The 21,122-nt window shown below is 47.3% G+C and carries 21 protein-coding genes; 16 read left to right on the top strand and 5 right to left on the bottom strand.

What is annotated here, in order from left to right:
* The first annotated feature begins 43 nt into the window (after positions 1-43).
* From hutU to hutH, 5 genes are all read left to right on the top strand, one after another.
* Positions 44-1,726 carry a urocanate hydratase gene (gene hutU, locus D2910_RS05365; RefSeq protein WP_117312656.1) on the top strand — a complete coding sequence of 561 codons (1,683 nt, stop codon included), beginning with the start codon at positions 44-46 and terminating at the stop codon, positions 1,724-1,726.
* Positions 1,719-2,966, top strand: a complete 1,248-nt coding sequence (gene hutI / locus D2910_RS05360; protein ID WP_117312655.1) for an imidazolonepropionase — start codon at positions 1,719-1,721, stop codon at positions 2,964-2,966. Before hutU ends, hutI begins: the two co-directional genes overlap by 8 nt.
* Complete coding sequence (locus tag D2910_RS05355; RefSeq protein ID WP_117312654.1) at positions 2,963-3,907, top strand: agmatinase family protein; 945 nt, start codon at positions 2,963-2,965, stop codon at positions 3,905-3,907. The genes hutI and D2910_RS05355 overlap by 4 nt, the downstream gene beginning before the upstream one ends.
* Before the next feature lie 292 nt (positions 3,908-4,199).
* Complete coding sequence (locus tag D2910_RS05350; RefSeq protein WP_117312653.1) at positions 4,200-5,540, top strand: YjiH family protein; 1,341 nt, start codon at positions 4,200-4,202, stop codon at positions 5,538-5,540.
* A 141-nt stretch (positions 5,541-5,681) separates the two neighbouring features.
* On the top strand, positions 5,682-7,196 hold the full coding sequence (hutH, locus tag D2910_RS05345; protein WP_117312652.1) for a histidine ammonia-lyase: 1,515 nt from the start codon (positions 5,682-5,684) through the stop codon (positions 7,194-7,196).
* 45 nt (positions 7,197-7,241) lie between these two features.
* Here hutH and D2910_RS05340 read toward each other — a convergent pair whose 3' ends face one another.
* The 3 genes from D2910_RS05340 to D2910_RS05330 form a co-directional block, all read right to left on the bottom strand.
* Positions 7,242-7,949: a Na-translocating system protein MpsC family protein gene (locus D2910_RS05340; protein WP_117312651.1), complete on the bottom strand. Its 708-nt coding sequence runs from the start codon at positions 7,947-7,949 to the stop codon at positions 7,242-7,244.
* Between the two features lie 60 nt (positions 7,950-8,009).
* Positions 8,010-8,705, bottom strand: a complete 696-nt coding sequence (locus tag D2910_RS05335) for a Na-translocating system protein MpsC family protein (RefSeq protein ID WP_165850138.1) — start codon at positions 8,703-8,705, stop codon at positions 8,010-8,012.
* 293 nt (positions 8,706-8,998) lie between these two features.
* A complete protein-coding gene (locus D2910_RS05330) occupies positions 8,999-10,162 on the bottom strand; it encodes a pyridoxal phosphate-dependent aminotransferase (protein ID WP_117312649.1) in 1,164 nt (387 codons plus the stop codon).
* Between the two features lie 155 nt (positions 10,163-10,317).
* On the opposite strand from D2910_RS05330, the gene D2910_RS05325 reads away from it, so the two are divergent.
* A complete protein-coding gene (locus D2910_RS05325; protein ID WP_117312648.1) occupies positions 10,318-10,767 on the top strand; it encodes an OsmC family protein in 450 nt (149 codons plus the stop codon).
* A 294-nt stretch (positions 10,768-11,061) separates the two neighbouring features.
* On the top strand, positions 11,062-12,102 hold the full coding sequence (locus D2910_RS05320; RefSeq protein ID WP_117313048.1) for a M14 family zinc carboxypeptidase: 1,041 nt from the start codon (positions 11,062-11,064) through the stop codon (positions 12,100-12,102).
* Positions 12,103-12,170: 68 nt separating this feature from the next.
* Here the strand turns inward: D2910_RS05320 and D2910_RS05315 are convergent, their stop codons facing one another.
* Entirely contained in the window at positions 12,171-12,836 is a 666-nt protein-coding gene (locus tag D2910_RS05315) for an oxidoreductase (RefSeq protein WP_117312647.1), read from the bottom strand.
* A gap of 135 nt (positions 12,837-12,971) precedes the next feature.
* Between D2910_RS05315 and D2910_RS05310 the strand changes: the two genes are divergently transcribed.
* The 5 genes from D2910_RS05310 to D2910_RS05290 all read left to right on the top strand — a co-directional run bounded on the left by D2910_RS05310 (position 12,972) and on the right by D2910_RS05290 (position 17,148).
* The gene (locus D2910_RS05310; RefSeq protein ID WP_117312646.1) at positions 12,972-15,080 is read left to right on the top strand and encodes a type IA DNA topoisomerase; all 2,109 of its coding nucleotides are present in this window, start codon (positions 12,972-12,974) and stop codon (positions 15,078-15,080) included.
* 25 nt (positions 15,081-15,105) lie between these two features.
* Complete coding sequence (locus D2910_RS05305; protein WP_233208535.1) at positions 15,106-15,765, top strand: potassium channel family protein; 660 nt, start codon at positions 15,106-15,108, stop codon at positions 15,763-15,765.
* Positions 15,766-15,792: 27 nt separating this feature from the next.
* Positions 15,793-15,999: a heavy-metal-associated domain-containing protein gene (locus tag D2910_RS05300; protein WP_117312645.1), complete on the top strand. Its 207-nt coding sequence runs from the start codon at positions 15,793-15,795 to the stop codon at positions 15,997-15,999.
* Positions 16,000-16,190: 191 nt separating this feature from the next.
* Positions 16,191-16,433, top strand: a complete 243-nt coding sequence (locus tag D2910_RS05295; RefSeq protein WP_117312644.1) for a hypothetical protein — start codon at positions 16,191-16,193, stop codon at positions 16,431-16,433.
* Between the two features lie 205 nt (positions 16,434-16,638).
* On the top strand, positions 16,639-17,148 hold the full coding sequence (locus D2910_RS05290; RefSeq protein ID WP_101801618.1) for a DUF2243 domain-containing protein: 510 nt from the start codon (positions 16,639-16,641) through the stop codon (positions 17,146-17,148).
* Between the two features lie 463 nt (positions 17,149-17,611).
* On the opposite strand, the gene D2910_RS05285 is transcribed toward D2910_RS05290, so the two are convergent.
* Positions 17,612-18,193, bottom strand: a complete 582-nt coding sequence (locus D2910_RS05285) for a protein-L-isoaspartate(D-aspartate) O-methyltransferase (RefSeq protein ID WP_117312643.1) — start codon at positions 18,191-18,193, stop codon at positions 17,612-17,614.
* A 189-nt stretch (positions 18,194-18,382) separates the two neighbouring features.
* Between D2910_RS05285 and msrA the strand changes: the two genes are divergently transcribed.
* From msrA to D2910_RS05265, 4 genes are all read left to right on the top strand, one after another.
* On the top strand, positions 18,383-19,063 hold the full coding sequence (gene msrA, locus D2910_RS05280; protein ID WP_084243955.1) for a peptide-methionine (S)-S-oxide reductase MsrA: 681 nt from the start codon (positions 18,383-18,385) through the stop codon (positions 19,061-19,063).
* A 155-nt stretch (positions 19,064-19,218) separates the two neighbouring features.
* Positions 19,219-19,413, top strand: a complete 195-nt coding sequence (locus tag D2910_RS05275) for a PLDc N-terminal domain-containing protein (RefSeq protein WP_084243956.1) — start codon at positions 19,219-19,221, stop codon at positions 19,411-19,413.
* Entirely contained in the window at positions 19,410-20,291 is an 882-nt protein-coding gene (locus D2910_RS05270) for an ABC transporter ATP-binding protein (RefSeq protein WP_117312642.1), read from the top strand. The genes D2910_RS05275 and D2910_RS05270 overlap by 4 nt, the downstream gene beginning before the upstream one ends.
* The gene (locus D2910_RS05265) at positions 20,288-21,073 is read left to right on the top strand and encodes an ABC transporter permease (protein WP_117312641.1); all 786 of its coding nucleotides are present in this window, start codon (positions 20,288-20,290) and stop codon (positions 21,071-21,073) included. The genes D2910_RS05270 and D2910_RS05265 overlap by 4 nt, the downstream gene beginning before the upstream one ends.
* Positions 21,074-21,122 lie beyond the last annotated feature (49 nt).

The raw sequence follows: 21,122 nt of genomic DNA, 5'->3' as shown, positions 1-21,122 counted from the left end.
TAATTCATATAGAATGAAAATATACACAAAGGAGGAACTCGAAATGAAAACGATTTCAGAACAAAAAGTAATGCAATATACAGGCACAAAGCTTAATACAAAAGGATGGCAGCAGGAAGCGGCATTGCGTATGCTGATGAATAATCTGGATCCCGATGTGGCGGAACGCCCGGAAGACTTGGTTGTTTACGGCGGAATCGGTAAGGCCGCAAGAAACTGGGAAAGTTTTGACGCCATTGTCCTGTCGCTGAAAGAACTGGAGAACGATGAAACGCTGATGGTGCAGTCCGGCAAACCGGTCGCTATTTTCAAGACGCATGAAAATGCGCCGCGAGTGTTGATTGCCAACTCGAATATTGTTCCGGCTTACGCAAATTGGGAAACGTTCCATGAACTCGATAAGAAAGGGTTGATGATGTATGGCCAGATGACAGCCGGCAGCTGGATCTACATCGGTTCGCAGGGCATCGTGCAAGGGACGTATGAAACGTTTGCGGAACTTGCGAAACAGCATTTCGGCGAGTCGCTGAAAGGGACAATTACGCTGACTGCCGGACTCGGCGGCATGGGCGGCGCACAGCCGTTGGCGGTTACGATGGCCGGCGGTGTCTGCATCGGCATTGAAGTGGATGAGACCCGCATCGATCGCCGCATCGCCACACGCTATACAGACGTAAAAACAGATTCACTCGACGAAGCGATCCGCTTGGCTGAAGAAGCGAAACAGGAAGGGCGCGCGTTATCCATCGGCTTGCTGGGCAATGCTGCGGATGTATTGCCGGAAATGATCGACAGGGGCTTTACACCGGATGTCCTAACGGATCAGACTTCGGCGCATGATCCATTGAACGGCTATATTCCGTCGAAGATGTCATTAGAAGATGCCGCAGCGCTCCGCGAATCGGATCCGGCGGCATACGTGAAGCTGTCGAAAGCGTCGATGGCGCAGCATGTTCGTTCAATGCTGGAAATGAAAGAAAAAGGCGCCATTACGTTTGATTACGGCAATAATATCCGCCAGGTGGCAAAAGACGAAGGCGTCGAAAATGCGTTTGATTTCCCTGGATTTGTACCGGCTTATATCCGTCCGCAATTCTGTGAAGGCAAAGGTCCATTCCGCTGGGTGGCGCTATCCGGCGATCCGGAAGACATCCGCAAGACGGATGAAGTGATTTTACGTGAATTCAGCTACAACACGCATCTTTGCAATTGGATCAAGATGGCGCAGGAAAAAATCCAGTTTCAGGGATTGCCTGCGCGGATCTGCTGGCTCGGGTACGGCGAACGCGCCCGCTTCGGAAAGATCATCAACGATATGGTGGCGAGCGGCGAGTTGAGCGCTCCGATCGTTATCGGGCGCGACCACTTGGATTCCGGTTCCGTGGCATCGCCGAACCGCGAAACCGAATCGATGAAAGATGGCTCGGATGTTGTTGCTGACTGGCCGATTCTTAACGCCATGGTCAACGCGGTCGGCGGCGCGACATGGGTTTCGCTTCATCACGGCGGCGGTGTCGGCATGGGCTACTCCATACACTCGGGTATGGTCATAGTTGCGGATGGCACGAAAGATGCCGAAGCGCGTCTGGAAAGAGTATTGACGACAGATCCGGGAATGGGTGTAGCGCGCCACGTCGATGCCGGCTACGAAATCGCAGAGAAAACAGCGCGTGAAAAAGGCGTTAACATTCCGATGATGAAAGGTGGAAACCCCAAAAATGACTAAAGCGGTTTGGATTAAACATGCACAGCTTGCAACCATCAAAGGCCAGCAGGGCCCAAGATCTAAAGAAGCGATGAGCGAATTGGGATTGATCGAAGATGGCAGCATCTGGCTGGAAGACGGAAAAATAGCGGCAGTCGGCACAACAGCTGAGCTGGAAGAGCAATACACAGCCCGCTCATCGGAGGCTGAGGTCATCGATGCCAAAGGGCAATTGGTGACGCCGGGGCTGGTCGATCCGCATACGCACGTCGCGTACGGCGGAAGCCGCGAAGGCGAATTTGAAAAACGGCTGCAGGGCGTTTCCTATATGGATATCATGAATGCCGGCGGCGGAATCCATGCCACGATGCGCATGACCCGCGAAGCGACGGAAGAGGAATTGATTGCGCAGACGACGAAACGGCTCGATTCTTTCCTTGAACACGGCGTGACAACGGTTGAAGGCAAAAGCGGCTACGGTATGAACCTGGAAACCGAGCTGAAGCAATTGAAGGTCATGAAACGATTGAACGCGGAGCACCCGATTGATCTGGTGCCGACGTTCATGGGCGCGCATGCGGTGCCGTCCGAATACAAAGGAAAAGAAGATGAGTTCGTCGATTATTTAATAGAAACAATGCTGCCGGAAGTTGCGGACTTGGCAGAATTCAATGACGTGTTCTGCGAAAAGAATGTCTATACGCCGGAACAGTCTGAGCGCATTCTGGAAGCTGGCAAAAAGTACGGCCTGACGCCAAAAATCCACGCTGATGAAATCGTCTCTTACGGCGGAGCGGAACTGGCTGCAAAAGTCGGCGCCATTTCAGCGGAGCATCTGTTGAAAGCTTCCGATGAAGGCATTAAGGCGATGGCCGATGCCGGCGTCATCGCTTGCCTGCTGCCTGCGACAGCTCTTTATCTCCGCGAGGAAGCGGCACAGGGGCGGAAAATGATCGATTCGGGAGTGGCGGTTGCGATATCGACGGACTGCAATCCTGGATCCTCGCCGACCGTCTCCATGCCGCTGGTCATGAACCTGGCCTGCATCTCGATGCGCCTGACGCCTGCGGAAGCTTTGGTGGCTGCGACGTATAATGCCGCCTGTGCCATCAAGCGTGAAAACCGGGCCGGATCGATTGAAGTCGGCAAACAGGCGGATGTTGTTTTATGGAAAGTGAAATCGTATCAGGAGCTGCAGTATTTATTCGGCGTGAATCATGTTGAATCGGTTTGGAAAAATGGCGAGAAGGTGGTCGGATGAGTTATTTGAAAAGACCGGAATGGGCATGGCAGCCAGCGGACAGAGTGACTCATGTGCATCATTGGGTGAAACAGGAAGGGGAAGCGGATGTCGTCCTTTTCGGCGCGCCGCTCTCGCGTTCGTCCATCTCCGCTTCAGCGGCTTCGGAATATCCCGAAGCTTTCCGTAAAATGTGGAAAGGCTATGCCGCCTACAATCTGGACGAACGAATCGATCTGACAAAAATTTCAGTGCGTGATGCGGGTGACGTCGCCATGCACACGACGAACATCAAAGAATCGCACCGGCGCATTGAAGAATCGGTGGAAGGTTTGGCCGACAGCAAATTGACCTGCATGATCGGCGGCGACCACTCGACGACGGCCTGCGCTGTCAGAGGGGTGAAAAAAGCCTTTTCCGGTGAACGGATCGGCATTCTGCAGCTCGATACGCATCTCGATGTGCGCGACCCCAAGGAATTGGGGCCAGCCAACGGTACGCCAATCCGCCAACTGATCGATGGTGAAACGGTTAAGGGTGAAGATGTCGTGAACATCGGTCTGCACGGCTATTTCAATACGAAAGACCTGGTTGAATACGCGGATCAAAACGGCATCAGGATGGTGACGATGCGGGAAGCGAGAAAGGCAGGTTTGACTGAAACAATCCGCAAAGCAGTGGAAGCTCTTGACCATGTGGACCGCATCTACGCCACGATCGACATGGATGTGCTCGACATCAGTGTGGCTCCGGGGGTCCCTGCTTCGACGCCGGGCGGAATGAAATCAGAAGAGTTATTTGAAGCTTTATTGGAGATAGGAAAAACGGAGAAAGTGCGACATATCGATTTTGTCTGCCTGGATCCGCAAAAAGATGATCATGTGGCAGCCACAGTCAAAACAGGGGTGTATGCGTGGCTGCAGTTTATGACCGGAGTTGCAATGAGAAGTTCTACAAGTTGAAATAGCTTTTATATACCGCTTCGGCGCTTTGGACAAGTCTCCCGCAATAAGCCGAGAAGGACACTCGTCTTATTGCTCCGACCAGTCCGGAGGCGCGCCGGCGCTGAGGGAAGTCTCTAAAGATATGGAGCAAAACAGCGAAGACTCCCAGGGGAGCAAGCGCAGTGCTGAAATCCACTCGGGCGTTTAGCCCGAGTTAGTTCAGCTCGAGCCCCCAGGAAAGCGCAGCTGTTTTGCGGAATATCGACTACATTAGATTATTGATTCAACTTACTTAATCCAATAAAAGGGGATGGGGAAAATGGTCACAAAAGGGGTTAAAGAAAACGATCTTCCGAAAGTGAAAAGCAATACGGGGATGTGGAAATTCTTCGTTTACAGTTTTATTGGCGCGTTCATGTTTTTTGTACCTGTGACAATCGGTGAAAAGAACTCGATCATGCTGGATCACATCGTTACTTTTCTGCGCGCTAATGTCAGTGGCGTTCTGCCTTATTATGCACTTGCTATAATTGCTGCAGGCGCGGTTTATCCATTTGCATCAGGAACCTGGAAAAAGAGCGGTGTTGATAAAGTATTCTCCATCTTTAAAGTGGTCGGCTTGCTGGTCGGCGTGATGATCGTTTTCAGTATCGGTCCCGCCTGGCTGTTTGACCCTGATATGGGGCCGTTCCTTTTCAATGCACTGGTTATTCCGGTCGGCTTATTGGTGCCGATTGGTGCGGTGTTCCTGGCATTATTGGTCGGTTACGGCCTGCTTGAATTCATCGGTGTTTTGCTGCAGCCGATCATGCGTCCACTCTTCAAGACACCGGGGCGTTCTGCAATTGATGCAGCAGCGTCGTTTGTCGGCAGCTATTCATTAGGGTTGCTGATCACAAACCGTGTTTATAAAGAAGGGAAATATTCAGCGAAGGAAGCGGCCATCATTGCAACCGGCTTTTCAACTGTTTCCGCCACTTTCATGGTTGTTGTCGCATCAACGCTGGATATTATGGATATGTGGCTGACATATTTCTGGGTTACTCTAGTCGTGACGTTCCTGGTAACAATGGTGACCGTCAGAATCTGGCCGTTATCAAAAATAAAGGACGATTACCATCCGGATGCGACTCCGCAGCCTGAACAAAAAGCAGAGGGTAATCGCTTTACTGCTGCTTGGAAAGAAGCGAAAGAAACAGTTGGACAAGCGCCGCGGCTCGCAGATAATGTCGTTCAAAATCTCAAAGACGGCTTTTTGATGACAATGGCCATTTTGCCGACAATCCTGTCGATCGGTCTTTTAGGGCTGGTGCTGGCTGAATTTACTCCGGTATTCGACTGGATTGGCTATCTTTTCTATCCATTTACATGGGCGCTCCAATTGCCTGAACCGATGCTTGTTGCCAAAGCCAGCGCACTCGGCATTGCAGAGATGTTCCTGCCTGCGTTATTCGTGGCAGAAGCCGCTCTATTGGTGAAATTCGTCATTGCGGTGGTTTCGGTTTCATCCATCATCTTTTTCTCGGCGTTGGTCCCTTGTATCGTAGCGACGGATATTCCGCTTTCCATTCCCAAATTGGTTGTCATTTGGATACAGCGTGTTATTTTAACTTTGGTTTTCGTTACGCCAATCGCCTATCTGATCCTTTAACGCACTGATACGTTACCACTGTATCTTGTTAAAATATGGTAATTAATACTTGAGCTTTGGTTAGCTGAAATTTATACTGAGGGTAACTCAAGATGCGATAGCGGCTGCTATCGCATCTTTTTTCGAAGGGATGGGAAACGAATGATTACATTAACAGGGAACGATTTAACGATTGAACAATTGCGCAGAATCCTGTTTGAGAATGAGAAGATCAAATTGGACGAAGAGGCAATGGAGCGCGTCCGTAACAGCCGGGCAGCGGTTGAACGGATTGTAGCGGAGAAAAAGACCGTTTACGGCATCAATACAGGTTTCGGGAAATTCAGCGATGTCAGCATATCGGAAGAAGATGTAAACCCGTTGCAGCTCCATTTGATCCGCTCACATGCATGTGGCATCGGCAGCCCTTTTTCGGAAGCGGTTTCACGCGCCATGGTCGTGCTGCGCTTGAATGCGTTATTGAAAGGTTTCTCCGGAATCCGTCCGATTGTCGCTGAACGACTGGCGATGATGGTCAATGAAAAGATTCATCCGGTCATTCCACAGCAAGGTTCACTGGGAGCTTCCGGTGATTTGGCTCCGCTTTCACATCTGGCATTGGTGCTGATTGGGGAAGGCGAATACTGGAAAGACGGCGAACCGGCAGACGCTTCATCAGTTTGGCAGGAAAAAGGCCTGTCTCCTGTGGAATTGCAGGCGAAAGAAGGGCTTGCACTGATCAATGGCACCCAGACCATGACGGCTCAGGGAGTCGTCACATATATTGAAGCGGAAACACTGGCACTTCAAAGTGAGTGGATCGCTGCAATGACTTTTGAATCCTTATTCGGCGTCATGGATGCGTTTCATCCGGCGGTACACAAGGCGCGCGGCTATAAAGAACAAATGGCAGTTGCCGAGCGCATGCGCTGGTGGCTTGACGGCAGCCGCCTTTCAACGGTACAGGGAGAAAAACGCGTCCAGGACGCCTATTCACTGCGCTGTATTCCGCAAGTCCACGGTGCCAGCTGGCAAACTTTGGCGTACGTAAAAGAGAAACTGGAAATCGAAATGAATGCGGCAACTGATAATCCACTGATTTTTGAAGACGGCGAAGTGGTGATTTCAGGAGGCAACTTCCACGGGCAGCCCATCGCTTTTGCGATGGATTTCCTGAAAGTTGCAGTGGCTGAACTCGCGAACATTTCTGAACGGCGCATTGAGCGTCTTGTCAATCCGGCATTGAACGAAGGACTGCCTGCATTCCTCAGTCCTGAACCGGGTCTGCAATCGGGAGCGATGATTCTGCAATATGCTGCGGCAAGTCTTGTGTCGGAAAATAAAACCTTGGCACATCCCGCATCAGTAGATTCGATTCCATCTTCCGCCAATCAGGAGGATCATGTCAGCATGGGCACGATCGGGTCGCGACATGCGAGCGACATCACAGAAAACGCCCGACGCGTACTTGCAATTGAAGCGTTCTGTGCGGCTCAGGCAGCCGAATATCGCGGAGCGGACAGAATGTCGCCAAGAACAGCAGAGCGCCTCGGGGCAATCCGGAAAGTAGCCGGTCCGATCGACGAAGACCGCGTATTCAATCCGGACATCGAGCGTATTGCGGCGTTTCTATTGGAAGAGGCTTATTTAGGAATTAAAAAATATGTAGTTTCCTGATTTGAAAAAGCGCTGCAGTAAACAGCGCTTTTTGTGTTGCAATAGTCATTTTCGGCTGCCCGAATCTGAGTCCAGGACAAAAATGATATAACCCATATCCTCCCCGAAATTCCAATCCAGAAATGTTTCAAGTATATTGCGCTTCAGCACTTTTTCTAAACCTACATTTTCAAGCAAAGTTCGTTCAAGCGGGCGTTTGACTAATTTTAAGGTTTCCGTATATCCTTCTTCTATCAAAGCCTTCTCAATCCCGACCAGAATCCCTACTCGTTTCACCAGCAGCGTCCGGTTACTGAGCCAATAGCTTTCTACCCGTCCGGGTTTACGTTCCGCTTCTTCATGGACCTTCTCAATTTTTTGATAAAAGCTTTCTTTATCCAGTCCATTTTGCCAATCGAACTCTGACTGTTTCGGTTTTTCATCCATGATTCCCAGTAATAATCCGGATTCCATGGAAAGATTCCAATCAGCATACAGTTCTTTAAACTCCAATCCTGTCACTTGCAAAAGCTCATGGAGGATCTTTGGCTTCAGATCATTCAACAGCAGATCTCTCGTTTCCAGGACGCGTTTCCACTCGTTTTGCTTGAGCAGCGTCTTTTCAACAGGATTGATGAATCCTCGAAAATGGATGGTGATGTAAGGTCTGGCAATAGTGACATAGACAGAAGTGGGGCCTTTGCCAAAGTGATTGCGCAATAAGGTAGATATATAACCACTGGTTTCTGATTGGACGGTTCGTTCTTTAGGCATATCGAGCAGCTCCTTTTCAGCACAGTAAAAGCTGGTATTCCCTTTAAAGGCAGATGATGTTTAAGCCTGCTTTTCAAGCAGGAGAACCATATAACTGACATCCTTATGGAAGTTCCAATCCACAAATAAGTCCTGAACCTGTCCATCCAGCAAAGATTCGAGATTGAACAGACTGGTAATCCGTTGTTCCATTGGACGTTTGGCTAAACGCAGTTCTTCGATGACGCCATTCTGAACAAGCTTTTTTTCAATTTCTACAAGAATGCCGATACGCTCAATCAGCAGGATTTTGTCGCTCAGCCAATAGAAATTTGTTTGTTCCGGCTTTTTCTGAGTCCGAATACTGTTTAAGATGACGATTTCCTTCAAGGTTTCCTGATCCACAGCTTCAGGCCATGGCAATTCTTCAGGCAAATGGTCTTTTTCAAAGGGAATAAACAGCAATCCGCTCTTTTTCTTTAAATTCCAATCTGCATACAAATCTGACAACGGTTGATCAATATAAGCTCTGAGTCCATTTAGCATGTCCTGTTTCAAAGAGCTGATCATCAGATCCCGGGTTTCAAGCACCCGGTCCAATTCCTGGCGCTCCACAAATATTTTTTCAGCAGGCAAGAGAAATTCCTGCAAGTGGATAAGAAGGAATGGCGGTTGAAGAATCACAGTTGTTTTCCCCGGTTTTTCTCCGAAATGATCCTCCAGAAATTGTTCTGCGTATTTGGCGACAAGGGTTTTCACATTCTGCTGGTTGGTCAATGGAAGGGCTCCTTTCATAACTGACTGTGAAGAAAAAAACATCTTCATGGTAAAAAAAACGCCAAAAAGAACAGACAGTCCTTTTCGGCGTTATTGCCAGCACTATTGTCTGGAATACACTGCGCTTAGATATAATTATTTTAATAATCTGATTTTCGTTATCTGTAGTTCATTCCAAGCTAACATAAACTTGGTGACAAGTGAAGCAAAACAATCAAAAGACACCTTAATTCTTATACTAACTGAATTAATCGATTCGAATGCCATTTTACATCAGCACTTTTCTATTAGCTTCAGAAAAGGTCCAACTTTTCAATCCTTCTGATCGCTTCCGCAATTCGCTCTTCATCCACCAGCAGGCCGACACGCACAAATCCTTCGCCGCTTCCGCCGAATCCACTTCCTGCCGCAACGGAAATATCCGCATGCTTCAGCAGGTAATTGACGAATTCAATGCTTGTGAATCCTTTAGGCACCGGCAGCCAGGCAAAGAAAGAGCCTTTCGGCGCTTCGATTTCCCAGCCGATGCGGGCACATTCCTCAATCAGCACCTGCCGGCGTTTTTCATAAGTGTCAACGAGTTCTGTGACGCAGGACTGATCTCCGGTCAACGCTTCGGCTGCAGCATGCTGCAAGGCAGGCGACAGTCCTGCGAATAGATGATCCTGAATCAGATTCAGCGCTTCAATCATTTTCGAGTTGCCAACGGCGAAACCAATCCGCCAACCGGCCATATTATAGGTCTTCGATAAAGTATACATCTCGATTCCAATATCCTTGGCTCCTTCAGACTGCAGGAAGCTTGGCGGCTTTATGCCTTCATAACCGATGGCGCCGTATGCAAAATCATGGACGACAGCAATGCCGTTGGTTTTCGCAAATTGAACGGTGTCGTCGAAAAATTCTTTGGTGGCGACTGCGCCGGTCGGGTTATTAGGATAATTCAGGTACATCATCGAAGCCCGGTCGAGCGTTTTTTGTTCCAGTTCGCTGTAATCAGGCAGATAGCCGTTCTCAGGTTTCAATGTCATCAAATCCATATCGATTCCTGCCAAAGGGGCGCCGGACATGTAATCCGGGTAGCCCGGATCAGGCAGGAGGAGTGATTCGCCTGGATCCAGGAATGCGAGCGGCAGCTCTACAAGTCCGATTTTCGTACCGGCCAGCAAGGCAACTTCAAGGTCAGGATCGATATCGACATCATACTCGCGTTTATAGAAATCAGCAGCGGCCTGACGCATCTCCTTTATCCCCCGGAACGGTGAATATTTATGATTCTTCGGATCAGCGACAGCTTCCTGCATGGCTTTGATGATATGTGCAGGCGTTGGCTGATCAGGATTTCCTTGGCCCAGATTTATGACGTCGCGTCCTTCAGCCAAAGCTTTTGCTGTCTGTGCCGCCAGTGAAGAAAAGAATTGTTCCGGTAATTGCTGCAAACGCTTTGAAAATTCCATTATGCATTCCCTCATTTTCTAAATAATTGCGCATCTATCCCAAATCTTATAGAGTTTAACCATATCTGTCCACACTGGAAATTGCCGATTTCATTGCGGAGCTGCGCAATGAAAGGCGGAAACAGATGGTAAACGAGTTTAATGGAGGAGATTGGATGGCTGTTCACAGTTTTCATGTAAAAGCGGATTGGCCAGGTCTGCGCAATGATGTAGGAACAATTGAAACGGGCAATTTGAAGACGGAGATATCGATTCCACCCGAAATGGATGGCCCGGGAACCGGGACAAACCCGGATGAAATGCTGCTCGGTGCTGCGGCGACTTGTTATATTATCACGCTTGCTGCGATGCTTGAGCGCAGTAAAATCGAAAAAGAAGCGTTGACGATGGAATCGGAAGGGGTTGTGGATGTCACCAACGGCGTCATCACGTATAAAAAAATCATTCACCGGCCGAAGCTGGTGTTGAAAAAGGACGCTTCTGAAAAAGATTTCTCGATGGCAGGGAAGCTTGCCGAGAAAGCGGAAAGTTCCTGCATGATCACACGCGCCATCAAAGGCAATGTGGAAGTCGAACTGGCAGCGGATATTTCCGCAGCCGAATAAAGGATGCAAGCCACCAGTGAAAAGAGCTGGTGGCTTCTTTTATTGCTGTATGGATGAAAAATGGATCATATAGAAATAGGTACAATATCTCTTAATAATATTTATTTATGGAACAATTTACCTCTTTTTAAAATTAAGAAAGGAATTCCCAAAAGACTTAAGGAATCTATTTAGGGTAACGAAACGCTTAAGGGGGAAGGAGGACGCTCAAGTATAGGAAAAGAAATTATCGCTTGGAGTTAAGGTGAAAAATCAAACACAAAAGGAGCCGATCATTTGATGAAGAAGATGGGAATGAAGAAAAGCATGTTAAGTCTTTCTGTTGCAGGCGCATTGGTTTTCAGCGCATCGCCACTGGCTTTGCCGACAGCACTCGCAGTAGGTGAAGGTCCAGGATACGGCGGCAATGAAACAATCAACACTTCAATTTTGACCACTTATGATGAAATGGCAGATTTCCTAAAAGAGCAGGACGCAAAGCAGGCAAACATGGAATTGGAAGTCATTGGGCAAAGTGTAAAAGGCCGTGACCTCTATCTAGTTAAATATATGACAAATCCGGAAAATCCGACAATCCTGTTTCTGACGCAGCAGCACGGCAATGAACAGTTGACGACTGAAGGCGCCCTCGAATTCGTCAAACACATGGGTACAGGCAAGATGAAAGGTGTAACGGATGGCGTCAACGTGCTGATTGTACCGATGCTGAACGCTGACGGTGCAATGGGTGATGTGAATTTCTCACTTGAAGATTATGTAGCTAAAGGCGACCGGAACCTGACCCGCTACAACGCGAATGAAGTGGATTTGAACCGTGACCACGTCAATAAAATCCAGCCGGAAACTCAGGCACTTCACTATAATGTTATGCAGAAGTACGACATCGATTATATGATAGACTTGCATCACCAAGGCACGCAAAGTGAACGCGATGGCGAATTGGTTTCAGGATCGATCCTGTATCCGACTACCCCGAATGTCGATGAAGATGTACTGCTGAAATCCAAACAACTTGGTGCAGTCGTTTTTGACGCGGTGGATTCGACGGGCTGGGGACATCTCGGCAAATACAATGGCGGCAACGCGGAAACGATCAGCCGAAACGGCATTGCAGTGGAATACGGCATATCGACGCTGTTGTTTGAAATGCGCGGCATGTCTGACCATGAATACGAGCCATATGTTCTTGGGCAAAAGAGCAATGGCTATTTGATCAAGCAAACAATTACCACACTTGATGCGGCTGTGCGTGCAATTGCTGACGGTTCGATTGAAAATGCCGATATTTCATTCTGGGATACGCTGGCGACTCAAACTACCCGCCGTACAGAGTGATTTATTTATAACAGAATGACCGTAAAGAAAGCGGAGCCGATTGCCGGCTCCGCTTTTGTTTTGAAAGATTATTGTCCAGCCAGTTCGGCAATTTCATCAGATGGATGTATATGGACGCCGCCACTTTCACTCTGCGCTGCAGCATACATTGCCTGTGCAACTTGCTCCGCCTGTATCGGCTTGTATTTTTTCATGCCGCCGCGCAGAATAGGGCTGATGAAAGGAGAGACCAGACTGGCGGCTTTTTCGCCGAGCCTGAATTCTTTCCGGTCACCAAGCAAAAGAGACGGGCGGAAAATATGCAGCGCGGACAAATCCAACTTCTTCAGGCCGTCTTCCATTTGGCCTTTCACCCGGTTATAGAAAATATTTGAGCGTGAGTCTGCGCCAATTGCGGAAATGACGAGGAATTTTTTTGCGCCGGCTGATTTCGCCAGCTCCGCAAGTGCCACAGGATAATCGTAATCGACTCTTCGAAACGCTTTTTGTGAACCTGCCTTTTTAATAGTGGTACCCAAACAGCAAAATACATCGTCCACTTGAAAGTGCTTTTTATAATCTTCTAGTCTATAATAATCGACCTGGATTTGTTCCAGTTTCGGATGCTCCAGCTCCAATGGACGGCGGACAAGAACGGTTACTCTATCATATTCAGGACGATTCAGCAGGACCTCCACCAGCTTACTGCCGGTAAGTCCGGTTGCTCCTGCGATCAATGCGGATTTTCCAGTCATGGCAATGCCTCCTCTTTTTTATTATTATACCGCTTCCAGCTGTAATCTACACATTCGCCCGATGTCTATTGGTTATGAAATATTGACCGGCAGGGTACAATAAAGGAAAAGAAAGTTTATGGAAGGAAGAAATTGATGAAACCAGTGATAGTGGCTGAAAAGCCAAGCCAGGCCAAAGCTTATGCGGAAGCCTTCAAAACAGCTAAAAGGGAAGGTTTTTTGGAAATCATGCCGGACGCCATATTTCCGGAAGGCGCTTATATCACTTGGGGAATTGGCCATCTGGTGGAGTTGAAGGAGCCGAAAGCGTACGATCCGAAATGGGGGAAGTGGTCACTCGCTGCTCTTCCTATATTGCCGGGGGATTATCAATTCCAAGTGGCGCGCGGCAAATACCAGCAATTCAATATCATCAAGAAATTGATCCAGCAGACCGATACGGTCATTAATGCCTGCGATGTAGACAGGGAAGGGTCGAATATTTTCTACAGCATCTATTATCATACAGGCGTAAGAGGAAAAAACATCAAACGGCTGTGGATCAATTCGCTGGAGGCAGATGAAGTGAGAAAGGGTTTCCAGCAGCTGCGCGATAATAAGCAGGATTTGCTGCTGTACCAGGAAGCGAGGGCACGTCAAATCAGCGACTGGCTGGTCGGCATGAACGGTTCCCGTTTATATTCACTTCTCCTTCAGGAAAAAGGGATCCGCGAAGTGTTCGCTATCGGCAGGGTGCAGACGCCGACGGTCTATCTGATTTATCAGCGCGAGAAAGAAATCGAGGCATTTGTGCCGGAACCTTTTTATGAAGTCGAAGGTGACTTCCAGGCGGAAAAAGGGAAATACAAAGGCAAGGCGAAGATTAAAGCGAAAGTTCGGCAGGAAGCGGAAGATCTTCTCGCAAAACATGCCATTGATCCGAAAGAAGAAGGGACAGTGCTGCAGGTCAAGACTGCTGAAAAACGACAGCCGGCGCCGCAGCTGCATTCATTGTCAACGCTTCAAGCCGCGGCAAACAGAAAGTGGAAATACAGTCCGGCGAAAGTGCTGTCCGTGATGCAGACTCTGTATGAAAAGAAGCTGGTGAGCTATCCGCGTACAGACACCCAGCATATTACGAACGCGGAATTCAGTTATTTGGCGAAGCAGGTGGAAACCTACCAGAAATTGATTGGCGCAGAATTTCCGGTTGCGTCAAGGGCCCCCAAAAAACGTTTCGTGGATAACGCAAAAGTGCAGGAGCATTATGCCATTATCCCGACAAAAAGCATACCCACAGCAAGAAAGCTGGAAGGGCTGGCCCGGGACGAACGGAATTTATATGAAGAAGTGCTGCGGACAACGCTTGCGATGTTCCATAGGGATTACCGCTATGCGGAGACGAAAGTGACAACCGATGTCAAAGGTCTGCATTTTTTCACAACAGGAAAAACGGAAATTGATAAAGGCTGGAAGGAACTGTTTCCTGTTGCGAAGGACAGCAAATCAGACCCAGCGCTGCCCGAACTTCGCGAACAGGAGAAAGTGGCGGCCAAAGTTGCGGTAAAAGAAGGCATGACGACACCTCCGAAACCATATACAGAAGGGCAATTGATCGCGATGATGAAGACTTGCGGTAAATTCGCTGAAGACGCCGAAGACAGTGAAATACTGAAAGAAGTGGAAGGACTGGGTACAGAGGCGACGCGCAGCAATATTATTGAAACTATTAAACGGCATGAATACATCCAAATAAAGAAAAACATTGTATCTGTTACTGAAAAGGGACGGATTTTATGTCAGGCCATTGAAGGGAATTTATTATCGAGCCCGTCCATGACTGCTAAATGGGAAAGTTACCTGAAAAAGATCGGACGCGGAGAGGGGTCGCCGGAAGTATTTCTGGCCACAATCGGAAAGTTCATTGAAAAGCTGCTGACAGATGTTCCTTCTCAGCTGCAGACAAATGGCTTGCCGGACCGTGTGGAAATGGCCAACAGCAAAGATGCGATCGCTTTATGTCCGCGCTGCAAAAAAGGGAGCATCGTCTCCAGCAGAGGATTCTTCAGCTGTACCGAGTATGCCAATGGCTGCAAGCAGTCATTTCCGTCAACATTCCTGAAGAAAAGGCTGACAGCAAAAACGATTGAATACTTATGCACAAAAGGGAAGACGCCTGTAATGAAAGGCTTCGTATCAAAAAACGGCAAAAAGTTCAGCGCTAAGCTGATTCTGGAAGACGGCAAACTGAAAATGGAATTTTAGTTTTTATTGGAAATGAGGAGAGACCGTGAAAAAAAAGCAAATAGTAGTTGTTGGATTGGGAAGGTTTGGCAGCAGTGTGTGCCGGGAATTATATAAACTCGGCCATGAAGTGATGGCTTTGGATATGGATCCTGACAAAGTTGAGAGCATGGCTGAATATGCTTCGCAGGCATCTGTTGCCGACGCGACGGATAAGTCCCAGCTGAAAGCTTTAGGAGTCAGGAATTTTGACCAGGCTATTGTAGCTATTGGAGATGATCTGCAGGCAAGTGTTTTGTGTACACTGATGCTGAAGGAAATTGGATTGGAAAGAATATGGGTGAAAGCCCGCGATCTTCAGCATAAAAAAATTCTTGAAAAGGTCGGTGCCGACCGTGTTATCCAGCCGGAATATGAAATGGGCGTCCGCGTCGCTCACCATGTCGATTCGGAAAAAATCGTCGATTACATCGATCTTTCGGATGACTATAGTATCGTGGAGTTGGCGGCGACAGAGAAAATTGCCGGTAAAACGCTGATGCAGCTGGACATTCGGACAAAATTCAATTGTATTACCCTCGCTATCAAGAGAGGGCAAGATGTTAATATCGCTCCTCATCCAGATGATGTTATTTCAATGGAAGATATTCTAGTGGTAATGGGACATCGTAATGATTTGAAAAAACTCGAAGATAAGAGGTTATAAATAATTCTGTTATGGAAGGATGATTCGATGCAGACAATGACTATCTACATTAAAGAGGCGACAGCAGAAAAACCGATACAATCACTGGAAGGGATTTTAGCGGATGTTCCCGAAGTCGAAAGAGCTTTGATCGATGTTGAGGATGGAGAAGTGAAAATCACTTTTGACGAAAATCAAACTTCTGAAGAACAGATTATTCAGCGAATACAAATCGAAGGTTTTCATATCGCATGAAAGCTCTCTTTCCTTTACGCATAGAGGTATCTATAGTAAGGTGAAACTACTTGGAAAACAACTAGCATTTCCATTTAATATTTTATCCATAATTCATCAGGGCCCAGCCCTGGACTAACAAAACACATACATTCATTGGTAAAATGTTTCAGACAATAGAGCTGGAAACAGAGCCGGAAAGAGCCCCTATAATGGGTTCTTTTCGGTTTTTTCTGTTTAAGGGAGAGAAAGGAGCTTTTACTATTACTTATTTTATAGACCATAAAAATAAGAAGATACACGATCAAAGGTTTGCGGGTGATGAATGCGGCTTTCTGGATACACCTGTAGATAAGAGGGAATTTACTGCGGCAAGAGATTATGTTCTGACACTTGAATCAGCAGAGGGATTTGAATTTTGTACGTATTGCCATAAACCTCAATTAGTCATGTGAATGGTAATTAACTTTCATAATTGGTATTTATTTGTTTGAAAAGAACGATAGAGGGTATTTTATCCTAAGAGGCTTAATAGAACCTGAGTAAAATGGATAATGGAATTTATCCTCAGTTTTTGTTTTATAGTTCTACTTTCAATATGTAATTGCAGCAGCCGTTCTGTTCTGTCTCTCGAAATTCAAATTCTGGGAGGGGGATGGAATGGAAAACAATTCGGATCGAGTGGTTTCTTATGGTAATTTAAGAAACCGGGAAGTATTCGCTCCCCGCAATTTTTGGTCAGGACTCCTCTTTGGAATCGGAATGATGTCATTTTTCATCGGGACTGTATTTAATCAGTTACTGCAGTGGAATCATTTTTATGATCTTGCCGATGAAAAGACAGGTGTTTTTTCGGATGGTTTGGTGAATTTATTCGCTTGGATTGCGACAGTAACTGGACTTTTCCTGCTTTCCAGTTTGCGCCGGAGAAATGCTGTCTGGCCGAAAAGGTGGGTGGGTTCTGCGCTGATGGGCTCAGGGCTTTACTTGCTGTTTGATGGTTTTGTCATCCATAAGGTGTTCGGTTTCCACCAAGTCCGCTATGGCATGGATGTCCTGCCTTATGACATTGCCTGGAATGCAAGCGGCGGACTTTTTTTACTGACCGGATTATTTCTGGTGCTTCAGACAAAAAAGGAAAATCAACGAAAGAAAAAAAGCGCGAATTAATATAGGTTCCATTGATCGGAAAAGAAGAAGCTGTGCTCCAGTCCCTGTGAAAGATGGACGGAGTACAGCTTTTGCTATTTATCCTTTTTAGCTTGTCGGAGCTGAACGGCCGTTTCCGCTTTTCTGTGTCCAGACTCCTGTGGCCCAGCTCTTCGAGTCATAAGCCAGCCCAGCTGCGAAGACATTAGCCGACGCTTGCGAGGCTAAGTCTTTGCGACGAAGCAGCGAAGCGATGCAGGAGCATGGTTTTAAACTGCCCGCTTGCATTAGCAATACAACTGTCTACGTGGTCTGTCTTATGCTTGTCAGAGCTTAACGGGCACAGTCGCTTTTCGTATTGTCCAGACTTCAACGGCCAACTCCTCGAGTCGTAAGCCACTTTGGCTGTGCGGCTGAAAACACGCCGCTTCGCCAAATCGTCTTACGCTTGTCGGAGCTGAACGGCCGTTTCCGCTTTTCTTATCTACTCATACTTCCCCTTCAACGGCACAAAGCGGACGTGGTTCAGTACGGTGGAATGGATTTTGCCATTTTCATCTTTTTCAATCAGCTTTAATTCCTGACTGAAGGAAGAACCGACCGGGATGATCATTTTACCGCCGAAAGCCAATTGGTTCAGCAGCTCTTCAGGGATTGCCGATGCCGCAGCGGTCACCATTATCCGGTCATAAGGGGCATTTTCTTCCCATCCCATGCTGCCGTCATCGAGTTTAAAAGAGATATTACTGAAACCTGATTCATCAAGCCGCTCTTTTGCGCGATGATACAGTTCTTCAATCCGTTCGACCGTGTAGACTTGGGAGGCGAACTCAGCCAATAAAGAAGTTTGAAATCCTGAACCTGTTCCTATCTCCAGCACTCTGGAATCGGTTTCGGGCTCAAGGGCAAGAGTCATTTCGAGGACGAGGGAAGGCTGGGATATAGTTTGTTCGTGCCCGATTGGAATTGCTTCATCGAAGGAAGCCATTTCCTTGAATCTGTCCATGAAAAAACTTCTGTCGAGCTTATTGAAATAAGCTCTGATGTCCTTCTCCTTATTTTTCATTTTCAACACCCGCTTTCTTTTTTTGAAGCAGCAGCCTGTCATGAAAAAATATTTATTAACTCCATTTTATTGGATGCTTCAAGTCTTGTCGTGTGATGTCCCTTTACAATTCATTGTATTTGGCCGCTTTTCAAATCGCCCGCTTAAGTTGTGGTATTTGGGGAATAAAATAAACAGGGAGTGGTGAATATGTTTCAAGGTTATCAGACTGTCGAAGACATGATAAAAAAATATAATCCGCAAGCTGTAACGGTTGAGACCGCAACATTCGGCATGGGGTGTTTTTGGGGGCCGGAAGCGATGTTCGGCAGCACGCAAGGTGTATTAAGGACACGTGTAGGCTTTGCGGGCGGCACTTCTCCGAAGCCGACCTATCGTCATATGGGAGATCACACTGAAACAGTGGAGATTGATTTTGATCCCACTATAATCAGCTATGAGGAAATTCTGAGGAAGTTTTGGCAAAATCATTACCCGAACCGCGGAAACTATAAAGGACGCCAGTATATATCAATGCTTCGCTACCGGAGTGGACAGCAAAAAGAAGCGATAAAGAAAGTCCGGAAGGAAATGGAGCGAAATCTCGGTGAAGCGATTGAAACGGAAATTGCAGAATACGAGAATTTCACAATGGCGGATGAGCGGCATCAAAAATACTATTTGAAGCGATATCCGAATACGCTGCAGCAATTACAAGATCTGTTCCCAAAACCGGAACTGCTCATCGATTCAACTTTTGCGGCAAGGCTGAACGGATTTGTCAAAGGCTACGGGAAATTGCGTTTGCTTAAGAACGAAATAGCCTTATGGAATATCGATGAAGAGGATAAAGAAGTTCTGCTCAATAAATTGGAGACCATTAAATGGTGAAATGGCTAAAACAGTCTGCGGCTTTCTGCTGCAGGCTATTTTTTATGTGCTTATAAGCAGTGCAAATTTAAAGCACATATGGCTATAAGGTAAGCTTTGTTCTATATTAGTATCAAGGAACAATTTGTAAACAGCCAAAAAAAGGGGTTGCGAAAATGGAAGAATCCAAGCTTTTACTGCTATTATTGCCGGTACTGCTCATTCAATTGGGGTTAATGATCTTCGCTTTGATTGACTTGATAAAGATTCCTTATACGAACGGACCCAAATGGATGTGGGGAGTAATCATTGTGGTGGTGAACATCATCGGTCCGATTTTATACTTTGTGGTTGGGAGGCGGAACTATTGAGTTTGCTGGAAGTGAAAGGACTGACAAAATCCTATAACGGTAATTTGGCGGTGGACCGTGTTTCTTTTGCGCTTGAAGAAAGAACCGCTACTGCATTAATTGGGCCGAATGGTTCCGGAAAAACGACTACGCTGTCAATGATCGCGGGGCTATTGAAGGAATCGGAAGGTTCGATTCAACGGGATTTCAAATCGGGGGTCGGCTTCTTGCCGCAGTATCCACAATTTTTCCCTTGGTTAAGCGCGTTGGAATTTACTGAAATGGCGGCGCAGATCAGCGGTGTAGACGGGAAAAAAGTGCGGCAGCAATCGATGAGGACATTGGATTTTGTCGGACTTGGTTCAGCTGTCAATAAAAAGACCGGAACCTTTTCAGGTGGAATGCGGCAGCGGCTGGGATTGGCCCAGGCAATTGTGCATCAGCCGAAATTACTATTGCTGGATGAACCGGTGTCAGCGCTGGATCCTGCGGGCCGACGCGAAATTATGGATTTATTGAAATCGCTTCAGCAAGATACGACCATTCTATACTCCACACATATTTTGAATGATGCGGAAGAAATGACCGACCAATTATTATTTCTGAAAGAAGGAAAACTCGTTGAGCAGGGGTCCTTGTCAGAAGTGAAGAAACGTTACGCTGAACCGAGAATCCGTCTTCGTTTTGAAACGGAACAGGCCGCCATGCAGTTTGAGAGCCGCAAGTTATGGCCGATGATCAGAGACAGGCATGTTATTGCACTTCCTTTAACTGATGAAGGCCCCGCGATGCGGCAGGTTCTTGCAGTTTTGGCAAATGAGGAAAGCGGAATCGCGGGAATCGACAGGCAGAGCGCTTCGCTGGAAGAAATATTCCTGAAGGTGGCGGGTAAGAGATGAATCAATTTGGTGTGTTGCTGAAAAAAGAATGGCGTGAAAACCTGAGAAATTATAAATTATTCTGGATTCCGGCAGTGTTCATCCTTTTAGGGATCACTGAACCCGTCAGTAATTATTTTTTGCCTCAAATCCTGGATTCGGTGGGGAATTTGCCGGAAGGCACCATAATGGAATTTCCGGTGCCTGAACCCGAGCAGGTGATGGTTGCCATCATGGGGCAGTATCAGCTCCTGGGTCTTCTGGTTTTAGTGCTTGCGTATATGGGGACCATAGCTGGCGAGCGGAAGAGCGGAACCGCGACTTTATTATACGCCCGCCCTTTATCGTTCAAGGCATATTTTATGAGTAAATGGATGATGGCGTCTATTATTGCGCTGCTGAGTGTCTGGCTTGGATTTTTGGCAGGCTATTATTATACATACCTGCTGTTTGGCAGTATCGACCTTATGGATCTTATCCGATTCGGCTTTACTTATAGTTTTTGGATTCTTCTCGTAGTCACGGTCGTTCTTGTCGCCAGTGCGTTAATGCCGAATGCGGGTCTCGCCGCGGCAGTTTCGCTTGGTGTTATCGTCATCAGCCAGTTGGTGGATGGTTTGCTGGGAGCTTACTGGCCAGTTTCTCCGTTGAAGCTGACTGCATATGCTGCGGCCTGGTTTGAAAATGGTCCGGACCTGGCTGACTTCTGGTGGACAGCAGGAACGACTGTACTGTTAATCGCCCTGCTTCTTGTACTTGGAATTTACATTTCATCCAGAAAAGCGGCATCTACAAAAATTTAATGGAAGTGCCGTGGCTCCGTATGTAGTTGGACTGCGGCATATTTCTGTT

This window comes from Planomicrobium okeanokoites, from assembly GCF_003428875.1.
GTDB lineage: Bacteria > Bacillota > Bacilli > Bacillales_A > Planococcaceae > Planococcus > Planococcus okeanokoites.
This window is presented reverse-complemented; position numbering and strand designations above follow the sequence as displayed.

Excerpts from the sequence above, each read along its gene's own strand:
- D2910_RS05340 (WP_117312651.1), bottom strand. The coding sequence starts at position 7,949 with ATGCCTAAAGAACGAACCGTCCAATCAGAAACCAGTGGTTATATATCT.
- D2910_RS05310 (WP_117312646.1), top strand. The coding sequence starts at position 12,972 with ATGAAACCAGTGATAGTGGCTGAAAAGCCAAGCCAGGCCAAAGCTTAT.
- D2910_RS05350 (WP_117312653.1), top strand. The coding sequence starts at position 4,200 with ATGGGGAAAATGGTCACAAAAGGGGTTAAAGAAAACGATCTTCCGAAA.
- D2910_RS05285 (WP_117312643.1), bottom strand. The coding sequence starts at position 18,193 with ATGAAAAATAAGGAGAAGGACATCAGAGCTTATTTCAATAAGCTCGAC.
- D2910_RS05330 (WP_117312649.1), bottom strand. The coding sequence starts at position 10,162 with ATGGAATTTTCAAAGCGTTTGCAGCAATTACCGGAACAATTCTTTTCT.
- D2910_RS05315 (WP_117312647.1), bottom strand. The coding sequence starts at position 12,836 with ATGACTGGAAAATCCGCATTGATCGCAGGAGCAACCGGACTTACCGGC.
- D2910_RS05290 (WP_101801618.1), top strand. The coding sequence starts at position 16,639 with ATGGAAAACAATTCGGATCGAGTGGTTTCTTATGGTAATTTAAGAAAC.
- D2910_RS05320 (WP_117313048.1), top strand. The coding sequence starts at position 11,062 with ATGAAGAAAAGCATGTTAAGTCTTTCTGTTGCAGGCGCATTGGTTTTC.
- D2910_RS05300 (WP_117312645.1), top strand. The coding sequence starts at position 15,793 with ATGCAGACAATGACTATCTACATTAAAGAGGCGACAGCAGAAAAACCG.
- D2910_RS05325 (WP_117312648.1), top strand. The coding sequence starts at position 10,318 with ATGGCTGTTCACAGTTTTCATGTAAAAGCGGATTGGCCAGGTCTGCGC.
- D2910_RS05265 (WP_117312641.1), top strand. The coding sequence starts at position 20,288 with ATGAATCAATTTGGTGTGTTGCTGAAAAAAGAATGGCGTGAAAACCTG.
- hutH (WP_117312652.1), top strand. The coding sequence starts at position 5,682 with ATGATTACATTAACAGGGAACGATTTAACGATTGAACAATTGCGCAGA.
- D2910_RS05295 (WP_117312644.1), top strand. The coding sequence starts at position 16,191 with ATGGGTTCTTTTCGGTTTTTTCTGTTTAAGGGAGAGAAAGGAGCTTTT.
- msrA (WP_084243955.1), top strand. The coding sequence starts at position 18,383 with ATGTTTCAAGGTTATCAGACTGTCGAAGACATGATAAAAAAATATAAT.
- D2910_RS05355 (WP_117312654.1), top strand. The coding sequence starts at position 2,963 with ATGAGTTATTTGAAAAGACCGGAATGGGCATGGCAGCCAGCGGACAGA.
- hutU (WP_117312656.1), top strand. The coding sequence starts at position 44 with ATGAAAACGATTTCAGAACAAAAAGTAATGCAATATACAGGCACAAAG.
- hutI (WP_117312655.1), top strand. The coding sequence starts at position 1,719 with ATGACTAAAGCGGTTTGGATTAAACATGCACAGCTTGCAACCATCAAA.
- D2910_RS05275 (WP_084243956.1), top strand. The coding sequence starts at position 19,219 with ATGGAAGAATCCAAGCTTTTACTGCTATTATTGCCGGTACTGCTCATT.